At 69.2% G+C, this 17296-nt stretch carries 16 protein-coding genes and 2 pseudogenes; 8 read left to right on the forward strand and 10 right to left on the reverse strand.

Annotated features, from left to right (window positions below; genetic code table 11):
* Nucleotides 1-309 precede the first annotated feature (309 nt).
* Nucleotides 310-700, reverse strand: a pseudogene (locus tag ACWD10_RS07990) (maleylpyruvate isomerase family mycothiol-dependent enzyme); the annotation flags it as partial.
* Between the two features lie 249 nt (nt 701-949).
* Here ACWD10_RS07990 and ACWD10_RS07995 point away from each other — a divergent pair.
* Nucleotides 950-1168, forward strand: coding sequence for a hypothetical protein (locus tag ACWD10_RS07995; protein WP_451088182.1), 219 nt, complete (start codon nt 950-952; stop codon nt 1166-1168).
* Nucleotides 1169-1217: 49 nt separating this feature from the next.
* On the opposite strand, the gene ACWD10_RS08000 is transcribed toward ACWD10_RS07995, so the two are convergent.
* Both ACWD10_RS08000 and ACWD10_RS08005 read right to left on the reverse strand, forming a co-directional pair.
* Nucleotides 1218-1457: a hypothetical protein gene (locus tag ACWD10_RS08000; protein ID WP_451088184.1), complete on the reverse strand. Its 240-nt coding sequence runs from the start codon at nt 1455-1457 to the stop codon at nt 1218-1220.
* A 471-nt stretch (nt 1458-1928) separates the two neighbouring features.
* Complete coding sequence (locus ACWD10_RS08005; protein ID WP_451088355.1) at nt 1929-3029, reverse strand: agmatine deiminase family protein; 1101 nt, start codon at nt 3027-3029, stop codon at nt 1929-1931.
* Between the two features lie 107 nt (nt 3030-3136).
* Between ACWD10_RS08005 and ACWD10_RS08010 the strand changes: the two genes are divergently transcribed.
* A complete protein-coding gene (locus ACWD10_RS08010; RefSeq protein WP_451088186.1) occupies nt 3137-3709 on the forward strand; it encodes a TetR/AcrR family transcriptional regulator in 573 nt (190 codons plus the stop codon).
* Nucleotides 3710-3803: 94 nt separating this feature from the next.
* Here ACWD10_RS08010 and ACWD10_RS08015 read toward each other — a convergent pair whose 3' ends face one another.
* Nucleotides 3804-4721, reverse strand: a complete 918-nt coding sequence (locus ACWD10_RS08015) for a DUF6891 domain-containing protein (RefSeq protein ID WP_451088188.1) — start codon at nt 4719-4721, stop codon at nt 3804-3806.
* 191 nt (nt 4722-4912) lie between these two features.
* Between ACWD10_RS08015 and ACWD10_RS08020 the strand changes: the two genes are divergently transcribed.
* From ACWD10_RS08020 to ACWD10_RS08035, 4 genes are all read left to right on the forward strand, one after another.
* Nucleotides 4913-5167 (forward strand): hypothetical protein, encoded by a 255-nt coding sequence (locus ACWD10_RS08020; protein ID WP_451088190.1) that lies wholly within the window; start codon nt 4913-4915, stop codon nt 5165-5167.
* A 285-nt stretch (nt 5168-5452) separates the two neighbouring features.
* Nucleotides 5453-5710, forward strand: coding sequence for a hypothetical protein (locus ACWD10_RS08025; RefSeq protein WP_451088192.1), 258 nt, complete (start codon nt 5453-5455; stop codon nt 5708-5710).
* A 695-nt stretch (nt 5711-6405) separates the two neighbouring features.
* Nucleotides 6406-6966: an EF-hand domain-containing protein gene (locus ACWD10_RS08030; protein ID WP_451088194.1), complete on the forward strand. Its 561-nt coding sequence runs from the start codon at nt 6406-6408 to the stop codon at nt 6964-6966.
* Between the two features lie 512 nt (nt 6967-7478).
* Entirely contained in the window at nt 7479-8573 is a 1095-nt protein-coding gene (locus tag ACWD10_RS08035) for a phosphotransferase family protein (protein ID WP_451088196.1), read from the forward strand.
* A 264-nt stretch (nt 8574-8837) separates the two neighbouring features.
* On the opposite strand, the gene ACWD10_RS08040 is transcribed toward ACWD10_RS08035, so the two are convergent.
* The 3 genes and pseudogenes from ACWD10_RS08040 to ACWD10_RS08050 all read right to left on the reverse strand — a co-directional run bounded on the left by ACWD10_RS08040 (nt 8838) and on the right by ACWD10_RS08050 (nt 12025).
* Nucleotides 8838-9884, reverse strand: a complete 1047-nt coding sequence (locus ACWD10_RS08040; RefSeq protein WP_451088198.1) for a hypothetical protein — start codon at nt 9882-9884, stop codon at nt 8838-8840.
* Nucleotides 9885-11065: 1181 nt separating this feature from the next.
* Nucleotides 11066-11342 (reverse strand): annotated as a pseudogene (locus ACWD10_RS08045) (fumarylacetoacetate hydrolase); the annotation flags it as partial.
* 92 nt (nt 11343-11434) lie between these two features.
* Nucleotides 11435-12025 (reverse strand): TetR/AcrR family transcriptional regulator, encoded by a 591-nt coding sequence (locus ACWD10_RS08050; RefSeq protein WP_451088200.1) that lies wholly within the window; start codon nt 12023-12025, stop codon nt 11435-11437.
* Nucleotides 12026-12088: 63 nt separating this feature from the next.
* Here ACWD10_RS08050 and ACWD10_RS08055 point away from each other — a divergent pair, with 63 nt between their 5' ends.
* Entirely contained in the window at nt 12089-12577 is a 489-nt protein-coding gene (locus tag ACWD10_RS08055; RefSeq protein ID WP_451088202.1) for an SRPBCC family protein, read from the forward strand.
* A gap of 478 nt (nt 12578-13055) precedes the next feature.
* Here ACWD10_RS08055 and ACWD10_RS08060 read toward each other — a convergent pair whose 3' ends face one another.
* Together ACWD10_RS08060 and ACWD10_RS08065 are read right to left on the reverse strand one after the other, a co-directional pair.
* Nucleotides 13056-13817: an aminoglycoside adenylyltransferase family protein gene (locus ACWD10_RS08060; RefSeq protein WP_451088204.1), complete on the reverse strand. Its 762-nt coding sequence runs from the start codon at nt 13815-13817 to the stop codon at nt 13056-13058.
* 330 nt (nt 13818-14147) lie between these two features.
* On the reverse strand, nt 14148-14582 hold the full coding sequence (locus ACWD10_RS08065; protein ID WP_451088206.1) for a CGNR zinc finger domain-containing protein: 435 nt from the start codon (nt 14580-14582) through the stop codon (nt 14148-14150).
* A 169-nt stretch (nt 14583-14751) separates the two neighbouring features.
* On the opposite strand from ACWD10_RS08065, the gene ACWD10_RS08070 reads away from it, so the two are divergent.
* Entirely contained in the window at nt 14752-14940 is a 189-nt protein-coding gene (locus tag ACWD10_RS08070) for a sialidase family protein (RefSeq protein WP_451088208.1), read from the forward strand.
* Nucleotides 14941-15130: 190 nt separating this feature from the next.
* Here the strand turns inward: ACWD10_RS08070 and fusA are convergent, their stop codons facing one another.
* Entirely contained in the window at nt 15131-17242 is a 2112-nt protein-coding gene (gene fusA, locus ACWD10_RS08075) for an elongation factor G (RefSeq protein WP_451088210.1), read from the reverse strand.
* Nucleotides 17243-17296 lie beyond the last annotated feature (54 nt).

Genomic DNA, 17296 nt, shown 5'->3' on the forward strand with positions numbered 1-17296 from the left:
TGCTCCTGGGACGTTTGTCGCACGCCAGGCGCTGCTCTCAGTGGGTGAATCGCCTCAGCCGACCCGAGGGCGCTGCAATTCGGCTCCAGCCAACTGACCTTCGAGGCACACGGGTTGCGAAGGACTGGAGACGGTGTTCACATCCCTCGGCGCTACAGGCCGTAGGCGGATCGCGCGCGGACGCGTAGTGGACACGCAGTGGACGGAAGGATCGGGAAAGGCTGGGAAACGGGCGGCTGGACGCGATCGGCCTAGGGGCGGTGAGGCCGCTCTGACCTGCGGAAACGGGAAGATCGCGGCAAGATCGGGAAGATTCGAGCCGTGCACGATGGTCTCGCCAAGCATGGCCATGGCAGGGAGGGGTGGCTTGGTCGTGCTCGGGACCACGCGCGGGAATCTCTCCAGCGTCTCGGCCGGAGTGGCGCCCAGCTGCTCCGCCAGCCGCATGGCCACCTGCTTGTCGAAGTCAAACCGGCAGCGGAGCACACCCACCAGCCACTGCAGGGAGTTGAGGGCTCCCTGCCGCGGTGAGGTGCGCCAGCACCTCGCGCACCGCCAATACGGCGCACAGCGACGACGTTGCCCACTGCTCGTCAGTCAGGTCTGCGAGAGCAGCCACCAGCGCCTTTCGCTCAGCGTGGATCAGGGGCCAGACTCCAGCGCCCCGGCTGCGGTCTGCGGTCAGTTCCGGATCAGTCATGCGGGAGGGTCTCCTGTCACGGGTAGTGCTGCCCCGGGGCCGGAACAGGTGGCGTCCGGCATGGGCGTTCAAGGAGAAGACCCTTGCCCCACTTCTCACCCCTCGGTGCCGACGCCGAACGGTGCCCAGTACGCAGCGATTTCTCATGGTCGTCAGCGGTGACTCGTTTGGGTGCGTGCGCTCAGTGGCCGGAGTAGGCGCCATCGCATGGGAAAGCGTGGCCAATGTCCTACTTGAGGGGAGAGCGTCATGCGGATTCGTACGGCTTTTGCCGTTGCTGTTGTGGCTGCGGCGGTCAGCTTGCCCGGCGCTGGTACGGCTGTTGCCGATGGGCCTGACGACGACTCCAATGTCGTCATTATCAAGGAGGTCTACGCGCCAGATCCGGGCAGTGGCTGGCACAGCGGCAACTGGGGCAACGGAAACTGGAACAGCGGAGCTGCCTTCGGCCCCATGATCATGGACTGAGGGTCTGCACCTGGAATCAGCAAGCGGCTGTCCCACGGGTGGTGGGAGCTCATGCCGCAAACTGACCCTCTTCGTCCCGCTGTCGTGCTGGCAGCGGGGCGGAGGGGGCGCCGGTGATCGGATCAGGCACAGTCGTGCCGGACTCGGTGCGGATGCGGTCGACTTCGGTTTGCTCCTGCTCGTCGGACCAATCCGGTTGCAGGATACGTACCTTGGCGTCGGCCGAAGCGGCCTCGGTCTGTGCGATCAGCGCGAGCGTCTGCGCGGTGGCCTGGGGGTCCTCGCTCACGGCATCGCCATATACGACGGGGGAACTGAGGGGATCCGGCAAGATTCTGGTAGCCGAAGATCACGGCAGGGCATGCCAGCGTCCCACTTCTGCGCCAACGGGTCGTGCTCATCGTGCACTTGCGCTGCCACTACCCCGACCGCCCTCCCTCTCCGGGCTGATCTTCGGCTGCGAAAGCCTTGTCTGGGCGGCCGCAACGGCAGGGCAGCGGGGCGCTGACGCCCTGCGGTTGGACCGCGTGAAGTCTCATGGCCGACTGCGCTCCTACTATGAGGCGCGGAATTGCGTGCACCGCGGAGACGTACCGGTGGGCGAGGCCCCGGGGCAACGCCAGGACGAGAGCCCGGTCACCTGGGTCAGCCGCTACGAGCTGGCCCTTGTCGGCGCCTGCCGCCAGTCCTGTGGGACGCCTGACGGCAGTCGCTGGTTGGTTGCCGACGGGCAGATGGACGTTTGAGTGCGGCGGTGGCCTCAGGCCGTTTTGGGGAGTTCCTTGGTCGAGCAGTGGATGCCGCCGCCGCCCTCGCCGAGGGTGTCCACGGGGACCTGTACGATCTTTCGGCCCGGGTAGAGGTCGCGCAGGATGGACGCGGCGTTGCGGTCGGCCCGCGGGTCGCCGAAGCGCGCCAGGATGACACCGCCGTTGACCACGTAATAGTTGACGTAACTGGCGAGGAACTCTTCGCTGTGGTGGCCGAGGTCGCCGGGCTCAGGCAGGTCCACGATCTCGAGTCGCTTGCCCCTGGCGTCGACGGCCTCGTTCAGTACGGCGCGGGCCTGGTCGTACGCGCGGGTCCACAAGTCCGCCGGCGCTCCGTCAGCCGGTTTGCTCATGACGACGACTCCGGGTTCCGAGAACCGCGCCAGAGCATCGATGTGGTAGTCCGTGATGTCCTTGCCCCGCACGCCCGCTACCCAGATCACCTTGGTGACGCCGAAAAGGGCCTTCAATGCCTGCTCGATGTCGTCGCGTGACGTGCCGGGGTTGCGATTGGCGTTGACCCAGGAACTCTCGGTCGCGAGCAGGGTGCCCTCGCCGTCGACTTCGAGTGCGCCGCCCTCACCGGTGATCGGCGCCTGGGTTCGCTTGATGCGCTCGTGCTCGAGGATGGTGCGTGCGACCTGGCCATCGCGCCGGTGGGACTGCTTGTTGCCCCAGCCATTGAAGTTCAGGTCGACACCGGCGATGCCCTGGTTGCCCAGAACGAAGGTCGGGCCGGTATCGCGCATCCACAGGTCGTCCACCGGAGCGGGCATGACCGTGACGCCGGTACCGCATGCCTTCTGGGCATCTTCCCCATCGCTGTCATTGGCCAAGAGGGTCACCGGTTCGAACTCCGCGACCGCCCGAGCGATCCCCGCGATGTCGCCGCGCACGCCGGAGATGTCCGCACCCCAGATCTTCCGGGTGGGCCATGCCATGTAAGTGAGCTCGTGCGGCTCCCTCTCCTCAGGCATGCGCCAGCCAGCAGCCGCTGTCTCGGCCCCCGCTGGCTGGGAGGGACGCTCGTTCTTCGAGCCGCAGGCGGTGAGCGCCCCGCCGAGGGCCGTGAGAAACCCCGCTCGCAGCATCTGGCGCCGGCGTAGGGCCACGGTCTCCTCCTGACTGAAAATTTAGTCAGGACCACTGTACGGCATCATGAGAATCCCAGCCCGCGATGATCCTGCAGGGAGTCTTGATGCCGGACAGGCCCACCCAGATCCTTCAAGCCACGGCACGGCTGATCGCGCGCCGCGGCGTGCGCGGGCTGCGCGTGGAAGAGGTCTCGGCCGAGGCGGGCGTCTCCACCGCGCTGGTCTACTACCACTTCAAGAACCGTGCCGGGCTGCTCCGGCACACCCTGGAGTTCATCAACCAGCGTGCCATCAGCTACACCGACGTATCCGACGTCTTGGCCGATCCCCTCGCCCGGCTCACCGAGATGCTGCTGAAGGAACTGCAGGACGACCCGGCGGTACGGGAGAACAGCGCGGCCTGGGGCGAGTTGCGCGCCACCGCCATCTTCGACCCCGACCTGCGCGAAGAACTGGCCCAGGCGACCAAGGAATGGAGCACCGAGCTGGCAGACCAGATCCGCCAGGCCCAGGCGGCCGGCCTGGCAGCCCCCGAGGTGGATGTGCAAGCCGCCGCGGAACGCCTCATCGCCCTGGTCGAAGGGCTCAGCCAGCAGTGGTTGAGCCACTCCATCCCACTGCGGCGCGCCCACGAGCTGCTACGGGATGCCATCGCCCTGGAGCTGCCCCGGCCCTGAGTACTCACCGAGGCCGAGCAGTTCCAGGACGCGGCGTGCGCCCCTGCGGCGTCACGGTGCGGCGTGCTGTTGAGCTTTCGCCGGCCAACAGGCGCTAGCCGACCAGACGGCGTCGCCAGTCCAGGCGAGTGACGGTGATGACCTGGCCGGGGGTCTGGTCCCACTCGGTGTGGAGGCCGACTGTTCCGAGGGCGGCCACGATCTCATGACCGATAGCCGTGGTGGTCTCGGGCGAGACGTCGAAGCCACCGTAGAGCAGCGGCAGTCCGTGGCCGGCCGCGGCGGAGTCCGTGCACTGGGAGTGGAAATAGACGAAGCCGCGGGCATCGGGCCCGCCTTCGGCGGCGATCTCGGAGTCACCGCAACTGCGGCAGCAGGTGAAGTTCTCGCGGGCGGTGATCCCGGCCTCTTGCAGCGCGGTGAACGCACGGGTGAGCCGCTCAGGGTCGGTCTCGCACTGCCACGTGTGCTGCTCCGCGATGCGCTCCAGCCCCAGCCGGTTGACCAGCGCATACGCCTGCTCGCGCGAGACGGGCCGACGGTCGTCGGTGACCAGGTATTCCTCTGCGAGCTCGACCAGTTCGGGTCGGGTGGCGTAGCCGCCGACCAAGACTTCACGGACGCGCTGCTCCAGCTCTTCGCGCTCGTCGTCATCGAGGTCGAGGGGCGGCGGCTGGTAGGTGGGGTCCGGTTCCTCAAGCAGTGACCAATCCAGACCGGCGTCCCAACCGGCCTCCCGGCGAGCCCAGCCGGTCAGTGCCGTGACCACGGGCTCGGGCCCGTCGATCCTCGCTTGGAACAGCCCGGCGGCTTCGTCGCGGTGCTGCAGTCGGTAGTCCTCGCCTGCCTGGTGCCAGACCTGGGCGAATTCATCGGGCAAGTCGGGGACTCGCTGGACCACTAGGAACCGGTCACCGTTACCGCCGATGCGCCGGACCAGACCGGCAAGCTCCCCGGCGGACGCGCGCACGTGTCGCTCACCGCTCTCCGTTTCCACCAATATCTCGAGCATGCGCAGACTTTGACACACCCGCTCTGGCAGCAGCCTCCACGGGCCCGCGTTGAGAGGAGTCGATGGGCACACCGGATGGCAAGGAGAACCTTCACCGTGGTCGACATCACCGAGATCTACGTCCACTGGTACGCGGGCCGCTCGAAGTGCGAGACGGCTGCCTCGCTGGGGGACCGCAAGACGATCAGGAAGTGGAGGCCGCGGGGATCACCCCGGGCGGCCCGCCGATGAGCGAGGAGGACTGGACCAAGCTGATCCGCAGCTGGCTTCCGGAGCCGGCGGACAAGCGGCTGCGGCAGATCACCTGGCCGGAGATCGACCAGCACGGTGAGCGGTCGATGCTCTGCATCCGCCAACCGGGCAGCCACTTCGCCGAGATGGCCGCAGCGGCAGGAATGAGCTACGACGAGTTCATCCGCCGATCCTGGCCATCGCGACGCCTCTGACCTCGTCCTACCGCCCCTAATACTCCAGTTGTAGATCGTGATCTTCATGTCTGGTGTGACTGAGCGTCTGATTCGGCGAGTTAGCGATTAATACGGCGAGTTGAGTCCTTCGCGTCCAAGTGCGGGCGAGTCTGTAATGAGCGACTGGCCACCCACCGAGCCGATGGGCAGTCTTCCTCGTCCGCATTCCCTGTAGCAGGCGCTCGTCGAGCACTCCGAAGGACGGCTGACCGATGCCGAGTTGGCGAAGTCCAGGAGCAGGTCGTCGCCGACACACTGGCCAGGATGGAGCAGTTGGGCTGCACGGTGCTGGTCGACGGTGACCAGACCAAGCCCAGCTTCGTCACCTACCCCCTCCAGGGGCTCAGGACCCTCGACCCCGATGGCTTCGTCATCCCCTACGCGGACGGCCACACCCGGCAGCTGCCCCGCCTGACCTCAGGTCCCTTCCGCTACCGGGTCCGCGCGGACGCTTACCTCCGTGCTGCCCAGACCACACGGATCGCCCGATCGATCAGGTCGTGGTTGCGCCCTCCGATCTGAGCTTGCTGTATCCGAGCGAGCCCACCGACGCTACTCCCCGAGGCGTTCCTGCGGGATCTCGCCAACGAGGCCGAGGCCGACAGCCGGGCCTGTCTCACCGCGGGCGCCTCGAACCGCTGGCAAACGGCACCACACCCGCGATCGTCTCCACGATCAGCCCTCACGTGGTCAAGCTCCCCACCCCCGTTATCCGTCTCTGCACAACAGCCCCAGCGTATGACGCTGGCTACAGGCCCGCCGGGCCTGGCGGCCGGTTCCCGCACCCACGCTCATCGCATGCGATAGCCGACAGCGCATCGACCTGCTCGGGCGTCACCAACCCGTTACGGGTGCGGGGGTTGGAGGCCCGCAGCCGACGTTCACCGGGTGCTCGATGGAGCCGACGGTCACCGTCTCGTCTTGTTCGCGTCGAGGTCTGCGTCTCGACCGCCCGCAACCCCCCGGTCCTGGCCCGCTTCGACGACGGCTCCCGCCTGTCCCGCTCCGGCGGCGTCGAGGCCCGCATCATCGAGTGCGAACACCAGCCGAATGGGCAACAGGGTCCCGGGCAGCAAGAGATCTTGAAAATATCGGCAAGCCCCCTGAAGCCACCCCCATAGTTCAACTCACCTTTGTCAAGGGCGAGTTCACTCGTTGGAGGTGTGTGGGAGCCCGTGGAGCATGCCCCGGGAGGCGGGGGGGGGCAGGGTCGGGGCATGTCTGAGTTTTTGGATGAGAAGCTGTCCCGCCGTTTCCGGACTTGGGACCGGGATGGCAACGGGTACCTGGAGCAGAGCGACTTCGTGCATGCGGCGGAGCGGTTGGGGGAGGCGTTCGGGCGGGACGCGGACGCCCCGCAGCGGCAGCAGATGCGGGAGATGTGCTTGCAACTGTGGGAGGGTTTGCGGCAGTTCGCGTATGCAGACGGGGACGGTCGCATCTCCGAGGCCGAATACCGCAGCGCGTTCACCGAGCTGATCCTGGAGCAACCCGGCGCGTTCGACGCGGCCTACGCCCCGTTCGTGAGCACCCTGATGACCATGGCCGACCACGACGGCGACGGCAAGCTGGACCGGGACGAATACCGCAGCTGGTTCGTAACTGCCTTCGGCATCACCGAGCACGACGCCGACACGGCCTTCGACAAGGTCGACGCCGACGGCGACGGACACGTCACCGAAGAGGAGATGGTGGCGGCCATCCGCGACTACTACTTCAGCGACGACCCCGACGCCCCCGGCAACTGGCTGCTCGGACCACCCGCACCACAGAAGTAGCAACCGGTCATCCATGGCCGGGTAGGCACGCGGCATCGAGCGCACGGTGCGCGCCAGCATCGGGGCGAGCGAAGGGAAGGCTCAGGACAGGGAAGGCTCAGGACTTTGACTGGAAAGCGGTCACTCAAATTGCATGATGTGCGGCGCCTACCGCCGTTTCCCCCTCACTGACGTACGCCGCGGCACCGGATGCCCGGTCTGCCACGGGGTCCCGCACCCGGAACCGGGCCAGTCGGCAAACGGCAGTCACCGCTGACCCTGTGGCCGACGGGGCTACTGGAGGACACGGAGCTGGGTGTCGGGTCGGCAGTGGCTGCAGGGTCTTCACCCTCTGGGCGAGAGCGCGCACGGCCTGGTCCCGGGAGAGGGGACGGGCGCGCTCGTATCAGGGCGCCGCCGGCCGCTTGAGTCTCACGGAAACGGGGCCTTTCGGCCCGTATCGCCGGGGACAAGGGGGAGTCCCGACGCCGGGTGTTGTCCGATTCACCGTCACCTTCTGGGCGGGGGACCGCATGGATTTCCAGCCGATCGAGCGCGACACGCAGGCGTTCCAGCAGTCGGTGACCGCCGACGAGATTCAGGCGATCTGCCGCCGCGTCTTCGGGACCGAGGCCCGGGTCGTGTCCGCCGTGGAGCTCGGTGCGGGCATGTACAACAGCACCTACCGGGTGAAGGTGGCTGACCAGGAGCGGTCGGTGATCCTGCGGGTAGCGCCGGGGCCTGAGAAGCAGTTCCGTAGTGAGCGGCAGCTGATGCGCAACGAGTACGCGTCCGTGCCGTACCTGGCGGCGATCGCGCCGCTGATGCCGCGCGTCATCGCCGCGGACCGGTCGCACCAGGTGATCGGCCGCGACTGGATGGTGCAGAGCTTCCTGGACGGCATCCCGGCGCCGGAGCGCCTCGGCGCCTATCCCCGTGCCCGGTGGCCGGGCTTCTTCCGGCAGATGGGAGCCATCGCCAAGACGGTTCACGCGGTGCGCGGTCCGCAATTCGGGCCGGTGGCAGGGCCCGCGTACGGCACGTGGAGCGAGGCGGTGATTGCGTCGCTGGAGGAGATCGCCACGGACTTGGACAGTGTCGGCCTGGACTCCGCCGACGTGAGCAAGGTCGCGGCTGTGGCCGCCCATGAGCGTGCTGTCCTCGACGATGTCACCGAACCCCGCCTGTTGAGCGGGGATTTCTGGACGGTGAACAGTCTGCTGGACGCCACTGCGCCGGAGCCGGTGACCACGGGCGTGTTCGACTTCGACCGCACCCTGTGGGGCGATCCGGCGGCGGACTGGACGATCCGCATGGAGTTGGCAAAGAAGGACGAGCCGACCGCGTTCTGGGAGTCTTACGGCATGTTGGACCGCTCGCCGGTGGCGATGTGGCGCTCCCGGATCTATGAGGCCCGGCACCTGGGCGCGATCCGCCTGGAGCGCCAGAGGCTGGGGGAGACGGACGCGGTCGGTGAGAGCTATGGGGCGATGGCCGACGTGCTCACCGATCTGTCCGAAGGCGAGAGTGCCGGACCAGACGGCCCTCATACCTTCAGCGTCGGCCGCCGCAGGTTAGCGCGCATCTCCTCGACCGTTACGGAGCACCACTCGCCACCTGGCTCGTAGCTATACGAGAACCTCGTAGCTATGCGAGAACAGGGCCGATTCACAGGAATTGCGCTCGCACCTGTGACTGAGCGCTTCACTTGGCCACTCTGAGCGTCCTAGTGCCGTATCAGGCAACGTGCGCCCTGTTGACGACTGCGCATGGGCGCCCGTCATGGGGTGCCCGCTGCCTGACGCGGCACCAGGAGTTGTCGTCAAATGTCAGGCCCACATCAGCAGCGATGCGAGGGTGACGGCTGCTTGGGCGGACACCCGGTTTCAGGTTCAGGGAACTGGCGTCACATCGATGACGACGGCTCCGTTTCCGCCGACGTTTCCGGCCACGCCGTTGTCCCCGGCACTACCGGCAGACCCGTTGGCGGCGAAAGCACCGCCGCTGGTGGCGCCGGCGCCACCGGTCCCGCCGCCACCGCCCTTGCCGCCACCGCCACCGCTGCCGCCGGCCCCGAAGGTGAACCCGCCGACGGTGATGCCGGCGCCACCGGTCCCGCCGCTGCCGCCGTTGCCTCCGGTGCCGCCACTGCCGCCGGTCCCGCCCGTGCCGCTCTGTTGGCTCCCGCCACTGCCACCGGTCGTACCCGAGTTGCCTACGGCGCCGGCGTTACCGTTATTGCCGTCCAGCGTGGCGGTGGGGATACCCAGACACCGTGATACTTGGCCGCCGGTACCGCCGGAACCAGTGATGGCGCCGCCGCCCCCACCGCCGCCTCCGAGCCCGCCGGCCCCGCCGAGCGTGCCGGCAGCGCCGCCGAAACCGCGATTGCCGCCGGTCGGGGCCCTGCTGCCGGCGGTGCCGCCGGAGGCGAAGGCCAGGTCCACCGCCGTGGTGAGGCCCACCGTGCTCTCCTGACCAGCTCCACCGAGGGAGCCGGAGCCGCCTGCGCTGCCGGGACTGCCGCCGAAGGGACCGCTGCCGCTGCCGCCGGCGCCGCCATTGCCGCCGGCCCCCGCGCCGCCAGCACTTCCCCCCGCTCCCACCGTGACGGTCAAGGTCACGCCGCCGACAAGTGCCTCGGTGCACTCCACGAAACTGCCGGAGCCTCCGCCACCGCCGCCGGCGCCTCCACCGCCGCCACCGCCGCCGCCACCGCCGCCCCCGCCCAGCGCGAGAAGGGCGTTGCCGCCGCCGCCTCCTCCGCCACCACCGCCGCCACCGGCTCCGCCGCCCCCGCTGGCCCCGGCGCCCCACACCTTGATGGTCAGAAGTTTCAGGTCGGTAGGGCTGCCGGGAACCGTGAAGGTGAACACGCCAGGATTCGTGAAGCTCGTCTGCTGCTTCGTCTGCGCAGCCGCGCTGTCGGCGCTCACCATCGGTGGGAGGAGCCCGCCCACCAGCACTGCCACGCCTACGCCGACTCGCATTCCCCGACCCGCGTGCCTCCGCCGGTTCATCAGATCCCACACCATGATGTGCCTCCCCTGACGCCTACGCGTTCTGGACGAGAGCGAACGTGACGGGCATCGCCAGCCAATCCAAAGAACGCCCAAGGGAATGTTTGCCTGGCCGGAATCGTGCCGCCAATGCCACGAAAGGGGGGCGGGAAGGCCACGAGGGGGCAGGAAGGAGCAGAGGAGGGACTGCAATTCAGCCACTGCCGCACGGATGGTGCCCCTGAGGGGCGCGAGGCAGGCGGGAGTTCGACGACAGGGCCTGACTCAGGCAGCGGGTCCTTGATCCCCAGCGGTTCTGGGCCGCCCCGCTGGCGGCAGCCAGCGCCAGCCCTGCGGTCTCCTCATCGCCCACACCGCCCCCCCCACACCATCGATGAACTGATGACGATCCGGGCCGTGCAACGCGCTGCACCCGCCCGGCTGGAAGATGCGGTCTGGATGGATGTCGACAGCACACCTCGCTGCGCTCCCGGCTGACCCGCTATCAGCGCAACCAGGTGCTCCTTGCCCACGAACCGCCCGCCGCTCCGGTCGAAGTCCGCCACCAGCCGGGCGCCGCGGCGGCTACACGGCCGGGTCCGCCCCCACGTGCTGCTCGTCGACCGGTCGCACACCCCTGGCTTGGCCGCACAGACCGCCTCCGCAGTGTTGCGCAGAGCGGGCGCGAGCGGCATGCGGATCGGCCGACATGGCACCTTCGGCATGTCCGAGCCCGTCCGAGCCCGCCGTTTCCCTCGTCCGGGGCGGGACAGAGTACGCGCTGAGGCTGACCGCCGGTTCCGGCCCACGCTCCATCTCTCGGCACCTAGCGGCCACTGTCCTGGAAACACTGCACACCCCCGCGCGCTGACGCCACGTCAGGGAACATCAGCAAGGTCCCCACGCCCGACACGCGCTGACCCAGCAGATCGGGTTGAATGCGGGAGCGCCAAAGCGTTCCGCCACTCCTGCGCGGTCGGCGTGGATGCTGGCGCGGGGTGCCGCACCGCCCGCTTGACGGCCATCCCCACATCGGCGCGACCTGCTCCCGCCGACGCCGTGTGCCGGGTGATCGCCGTCTGTACAGCGCTGGCCGCGTCCCACCAGTGGGCCACTGCGCCTGTGCGGCCCTCGATGTCGCGCGGGTTGACGTCGTTGCCGAGGGTGGCGGCGCGCAGGCCGGCCGCCGCTGTCGGCGACGAGCACCGCCTCGGACTCGGGGTTGTTCCATACGGAGGCGGCGAGTACGCCGATGTCGGCGCCGGTGCCGACCGCGGAGAGCACGGGCGCCTTGGTGAAGGCATCCCGGCCGCAGCGTCGAAGGCCGTACCGCAAGTACTGCGACCACCGTCCTTCGGCGATCAGGGCTTCCTTGACCTGGGCGGCCTCGGGGCGGCCTCGGGGGGGGGGAGGAGGAGGAGGAGCCGGGGCGCAGGCGGTAGATAGCGCCGCCCGCCAGGTGGCCGATGTGCTTGCGGGTCGCGACGACCTCAGGACCGCTGCGCGATCAGGGCCGCCGCACACTCCTCTGCCATGGAGATGCTCTGCTCAGGGATCGGGTCTGCGTCCCGCAGGTGCCGGTTCACCAGGCCGTAGGGCACGTCGATCAGGGCGGCGGTCACGCGCTCGCGGGCGGTCGCATCGGTGGCACCGAGCCGCTCGGCCAGGTCGCCGATGGCCGCGAAGACCCGGACGTTGGCGGCCTCCAGTCGTGCGGTGGCTTCGGCCGGCCAGGAGTCCTTGCCGAAGTCGGCTGCACCGTGCCGCAGGATGCGCGCCTGTGCGGGGTGGTCGCGGCACCACCGGACGACGTGGCGTGCCGCAGCCACCGCGATCTCGCGCGGGTCGCCGTCGGAGCCCAGCACGGCGAGGTAGTCGGTGTGGAAGCTCTCCAGGGTGCGCAACCACAGGGCGGAGAGCAAAGAAGGGCGGTCGGGGAAGCGGTGGTAGAGCGAACCGTTGGGAGCCTTCGCGGCCTTGGCCACCGCCGTCATGGTCACGGCCGCCGGGCCTGCCGTATCGGCCACGGAGGCGGCGGCATCGAGCAGTTCGGCAGTGGTGAAGCGAGGTGGACGCGGCATGTTCTAGAGGCTACCCTCCATTTCAATTGGATGATGCCCTCTAATACGAGGAGTGGGGGACACATGGCCGTACTCAACGTTCATGAACGGCTGCTGCCGGTCGAGCCCGAGCAGCTCGCGCCACTGATCGACGGACTGAGTCGTCCCGGCGACCGGCTCTGGCCGTGCGACCGTTGGCCCGCCATGGATTTCGACCGGCCGTTGGGCGTGGGGGCTCGCGGCGGCCACGGCCCGATCGGCTACACCGTCAGCGCCTACGCTCCCGGGCAATGGGTGCGCTTCCGCTTCGACGCACCCCACGGGTTCCACGGCTTCCACGAGTTCACCCTCCACCCCCGCACGGACGGCAGCGGGACAGTGCTGCGCCACACCCTCGTCGCGCGCCTCCGCGGCCGCATGCGGCTTGCCTGGCCGCTGGTGTTTCGCTGGCTCCACGACGCGTTGCTGCGAGACGCCATCGACCGGGCCGAACACGCCGTCACCGGCGCCGTGGAACGCCCGAGCCGATGGTCGCCGTACGTACGCCTGCTGCTCGCACTTGGCCCACGGTGAGAGGAGCCCATGGCTGAAGGGCATCGGGTTGAGGTCGATCGCCCTTATGTCCATGTAGGTTCCTCACCAGGTGAGGGTGGGGAATGGGGTGGTCTCATCCGGGATGCGCTCGGCGAGGTTGTTGATGAGGCGACGGTGACGACGAGGGGCAGTCCGGGTTGCGGACGCCCTCCCGACGCGGTGTCGTCGACCAAGGACAGCCGCTCAAGCCAGACTCGGGTGAACCCGCCCAGCGCGTCGTCCAACGGTACCGACGACGGCGGAGCCTCACGGAGGTTGCGGTGTTCTTGAGCAGGCGGGCAGCCTCGCCCGGGGCGCGGTGGGGTGGGCCTCTTGTTCGCCTCCGAGGACGCTTTCGCCGTTGGTGAGGTGAACGCGGTTGCGGGTCGGCGGCCGGGGCCGACCTTAGTCGTCTCCATCGTCATGGCCTGCATCGCCCGCCGTATGGCGTCGTTCCCGTCGGCTCGTGTGTCGGGGTTCACGCCTGTCGGCGCAGGTGGTCGATGTGGGTGAGGATTTCGTCCACGTGCGGGCGTATCTGGGCCTTCAGCTCGTTGCTCCAGGTCTCGTCCGCGTACGGGCAGTTGAGGTACAGATCCCTGGCGTGCTCAAGGACGGGGCGGTGTTCCGGGGGGAGTTGGGCGAGGGCCCAGTCCGCGGCGGCGTCCTTGGACTGGATCTCGCCGGTGGCGAGGGTGGTCCAGGCGCGGGCGAGGGTCAGCAGCACATTGCGGGTGTCGTCGGCCAGGTCGTCGAGGAGTTCGGCGATGCCCGCGACGCTCGCCCGGACGAGGTCGACATGCGGGACGGGTCCGAGGAGCTCGGCGGGAGGCGGTCCGGTGAGGGGGTGGTCGCCCGCCAGGGTCATCGTGAGTACGAGGGCCAGGTCCGGCATCGGGCTGGGGTGCGGGGGCCCGCTCGTCTGCAGCTCGGCGCGCAGCCACTCGCCGTACAGGAAGTCCCCGGTCGGCGGGAACCGCCAGGGACAGACCTCGGATTGAACGACGACGGTGAGTTCCACCGGCCGGACTGTGGCCGTGAGTCCGGAGACCTCAAGCAAGCCCTTAAGGAGGGCGTGCCGCTTCCGGTCGTCCAGGCTCCGCCGCGTGACGGCCAGGATGTCCAGATCGCTGGCCGGTTTGAGGCCCCCGAGCACGGCGGAGCCGTGGAGGTAGATGCCGAGGAGCTCCGGCGCCAGGACATCGCGTACGAGTGCGACGGTCTGCTCGAGTTGATCCATCACGCCAGTGTCGGACACCGTCCGCTCAGGATCCGTCTCGACCGTCGACGCCTCCTGTTGAAGGAGTCACGGTGGTCGGAGGGGGTCACGCCATCCGCGAGCCGGCGTCTGTCCCTGTCGCGCCGGTGGGTCGAACAGCCTCTGGCCGACCGGCTGATTGAAGCCCCCGAGGCCATGCGGGTCCACCTGGCAGGCATGGGGACCGACTTTCGCCGCACGCCTCGATGCTGCGGACCTCTGAGCGGCGGTGAAGGCTACTCAGCCAGCCAGCCAGCCAGCCAGCCAGCCAGCCAGCCAACCGACCAACCGACCGACCAACCTGACAAGCCGTCAATCTTGGCTCTGGCTGGGCTCGCGCCCCTGTTTGGCGGCTTGCCTGCGGGCGCGATAGGCCGCGGCCTTTACGCGATTGCCGCAACCCTCCATGCCGCACCACTCCGTTCCCACTCGGCCGCCGCCGGGCCGAGGTTCGGGGCCCGAAGGAGTCGACGGTGACGAGGGGCCGAGGGCGATACCGGCGAGGTCGAGGGGGTCGCCTTGTTCGACCCGGCTGTTGACGGTCTCGATGAGCCGGTTCAACGGGGCCCGGAACCGGAACAGCAACGCCGCGATGAACGTCGGCCACACGAGGCTCGTCAGCCAAGTATCCAGTACGCCAGCACAATCCCCCAACCAGCCAAATCCCCAACCGAGTTGAGCCGTCGGGCCCAGGACAGCCAACACCGCGCGTGGACGCGCTGTCCAGCCGTGACACCGGCGAGCCACTACCCTTCAGCGGACTCTGCTCGGCCGGTTGACGCGTCATGAGCCCCACCGACGGCGGCTCATTGGGGACCCGCTGTCCGTGGTCGCGTCCGGAGGCGGCGACCCCCGGGGCAAACCGGCGCCTGTCGCTGCCCGCGCATCGGCAACGTCGTCCTGCCCACCTCGTACGGTGCGCACGCTCCACAGCGACGACGGTGGGCGCAGCTGGCGGTTCGGCTTCGTGGAGGAGGCGTACGAAGGCGTGCACAACGCCCACGAGTCGACCGCTGTCCTACTCCTGGACGGGCGCCTGTACTTCATCGCCCGCGACCAGCACGGCAGGAGCGTGGGCATCCGCCTCGACACGTACCCGACCTGAACGACGTGCCGATCGTGCAGGGCAGCGTGCTTCAAGTGGCGGGCGCCGGCGGGCCGTAGCTGTGCCGGACTATGAGCTCTTGAGGCGCCGTCTGGAGGACCGGCTCGGCCGCCGGGGCAGCCCCCGGGGTCCGCCGCGCCGCCCCGCTGGGGTTGCTCCAGATGGGCGGCGCGGGTTGGCCCGCCCCGTGCTACCGGACGGTCCGGACGGCCGTGCCCGACTCCGTCGCCGGTACCGGGGCATGGCCGGTGGGCCGGCTGGTGAAGGTGCCCCGGCCCTGGGTGCGGCTGCGCAGGCGCGACGCGTAGCCGAACAGTTCGGCCAGCGGCACGGTTGCGGTGATCACCGCCGTGCCGTGGCGTGCGACTGAGCCCGAGACTCGGCCGCGACGAGCCGCGAGGTCACCGAGTACGCCGCCGACGGCATCGTCGGGCACCGTGACCGTCACCTCGACGACCGGCTCGAGCAGTTCCATCACCGAGGCCCGCAGCGCCTCGCGGAGCGCGAGGCGGCCCGCCGTACGGAACGCCATCTCCGAGGAGTCCTTGGGGTGGGTGGAGCCGTCGGTGAGTGTGACGCGCAGCCCGGTCACCGGATGGCCGCCGAGAGGACCCTCAGCGAGCGCGTCCCGACAACCCGCCTGCACCGCGCGGATGTACTCCTGCGGTACGCGGCCGCCGACAACCGCGGAGCGAAAGTCGAAGACTCCCGCGGCGTCCGTGGCCGCCGTGGCGTCCGCGGGGATATCCAGTGGCTCGACATCGAGCACCACATGGGCGAACTGGCCTGCTCCTCCCTCCTGTTTGACGTGCCGGTACACCAGGCGGGACACGCCATGGACGACCGTCTCCCGGTAGGCCACCCGCGGGCGGCCGGTGCCGATGTCCAGGCCGTGGTCGCGGCGCAGCCTCTCCACCGCGACCTCCAGGTGCAGCTCGCCCATGCCGGACAGCACGGTCTGACCGGTCTCGGGATCGGTCCGTACCCTCAGCGAGGGGTCCTCCTCGACCAGGCGGGCCAACGCCGAGGAAAGTCGGCCGGCGTCGGCGCTCCTGCGGGCCCCGACGGCCATGGAGACCACCGAGGCGGCCACCGTGGGCGTCTCGAGGAGCAAGGGCGCCGAGGGTGCGCACAGCGTGGTCCCGGCGTGGGCGGACTTCGGGCCGATGACGGCCACGATGTCGCCCGCGACCGCCCGGTCCAACTCCGTGTGCCGGTCGGCCTGTACGCGCAGGATCCGGCCGACCCGCTCCATGCGTCCCGCACCCGCGTCGCGCACCGTGTCTCCCTTCTCGAGCGTTCCCGAGTACACCCGCAGATACGTCATCCGCCCGTTCGCCGTCACGTTCACCTTGAAGACGAGACCGGCGAACGGTGCCGCCGGATCGGCGCTGCGCTCCTGTACCGCGCCGCCCTGGGTTCCGCGTACCGCCGGCACGTCCACCGGCGACGGCAGGCAGGCCACCACGGCGTCGAGGAGAGGCTCGATGCCGCGGTTGCGGTAGGCCGACCCGCACAGCACCACCACGCCCTCGCCGCTGAGCGTGAGATCGCGCAGCGCCGCGGCGAGCGTCGGAGCGGACAGCGCCGACGTGGCGCAGTACTCCTCCAGCGCCGCCGGATGCAGCTCCGCCACGGTCTCCTCGAGCAACTGGCGCCGCTGACGGGCCAGTTCGCGCAACTCCTGGGGGACCGGGACCACTTCGTACGTGTCCCGGCCCGGATACCAGACCTGGGCGCGCATGCGCACCAGGTCAACCGCACCGGTGAACCGGTCCTCCCGCCCGATCGGCAGGTGCACCACGAGGGGGACGGTGTGCAGCCGCTCCCGTATCGACCGTACCGCTGTGTCGAGGTCGGCCCCGGCCCGGTCCATCTTGTTGACGAACGCGATCCGCGGCACCTCGTACCGATCGGCCTGCCGCCACACCGACTCGCTCTGCGGTTCCACTCCGGCGACCGCGTCGAAGACCACGATCGCTCCGTCGAGGACGCGCAGTGAGCGCTCGACCTCGTCGGCGAAGTCGACATGTCCCGGTGTGTCGATGAGGTTGATCCGGTGTCCGTCCCATGCGCAGCTCACCGCCGCAGCGAAGATGGTGATGCCGCGGTCGCGCTCCTGGGCGTCGAAGTCGGTGATGGTCGTGCCGTCATGGACCTCGCCGCGCTTGTGGGTGGCGCCGGTGAGGAACAGGATCCGTTCGGTGAGGGTTGTCTTGCCGGCGTCGACGTGGGCAAGGATGCCGAGATTTCGGACGTTGTTCGGTGATGTGGCGTACTGGTGTCGCAGAGTGGTGCGCACGGCCCGAGGCCTTTCGCTGTGACGGGAAATGGGGCAGCGCGATTTCCGGGAGGA

The sequence above is a fragment of the Streptomyces sp. NPDC002851 genome, assembly GCF_053591935.1.

Bases quoted from the DNA above. Each gene is read 5' to 3' on its own strand.
- ACWD10_RS07995 (WP_451088182.1), top strand. From the start codon at position 950: ATGCGGATTCGTACGGCTTTTGCCGTTGCTGTTGTGGCTGCGGCGGTC.
- ACWD10_RS08005 (WP_451088355.1), bottom strand. From the start codon at position 3,029: ATGCTGCGAGCGGGGTTTCTCACGGCCCTCGGCGGGGCGCTCACCGCC.
- ACWD10_RS08010 (WP_451088186.1), top strand. From the start codon at position 3,137: ATGCCGGACAGGCCCACCCAGATCCTTCAAGCCACGGCACGGCTGATC.
- ACWD10_RS08015 (WP_451088188.1), bottom strand. From the start codon at position 4,721: ATGCTCGAGATATTGGTGGAAACGGAGAGCGGTGAGCGACACGTGCGC.
- ACWD10_RS08025 (WP_451088192.1), top strand. From the start codon at position 5,453: ATGGAGCAGTTGGGCTGCACGGTGCTGGTCGACGGTGACCAGACCAAG.
- ACWD10_RS08030 (WP_451088194.1), top strand. From the start codon at position 6,406: ATGTCTGAGTTTTTGGATGAGAAGCTGTCCCGCCGTTTCCGGACTTGG.
- ACWD10_RS08035 (WP_451088196.1), top strand. From the start codon at position 7,479: ATGGATTTCCAGCCGATCGAGCGCGACACGCAGGCGTTCCAGCAGTCG.
- ACWD10_RS08040 (WP_451088198.1), bottom strand. From the start codon at position 9,884: ATGGTGAGCGCCGACAGCGCGGCTGCGCAGACGAAGCAGCAGACGAGC.
- ACWD10_RS08050 (WP_451088200.1), bottom strand. From the start codon at position 12,025: ATGCCGCGTCCACCTCGCTTCACCACTGCCGAACTGCTCGATGCCGCC.
- ACWD10_RS08055 (WP_451088202.1), top strand. From the start codon at position 12,089: ATGGCCGTACTCAACGTTCATGAACGGCTGCTGCCGGTCGAGCCCGAG.
- ACWD10_RS08060 (WP_451088204.1), bottom strand. From the start codon at position 13,817: ATGGATCAACTCGAGCAGACCGTCGCACTCGTACGCGATGTCCTGGCG.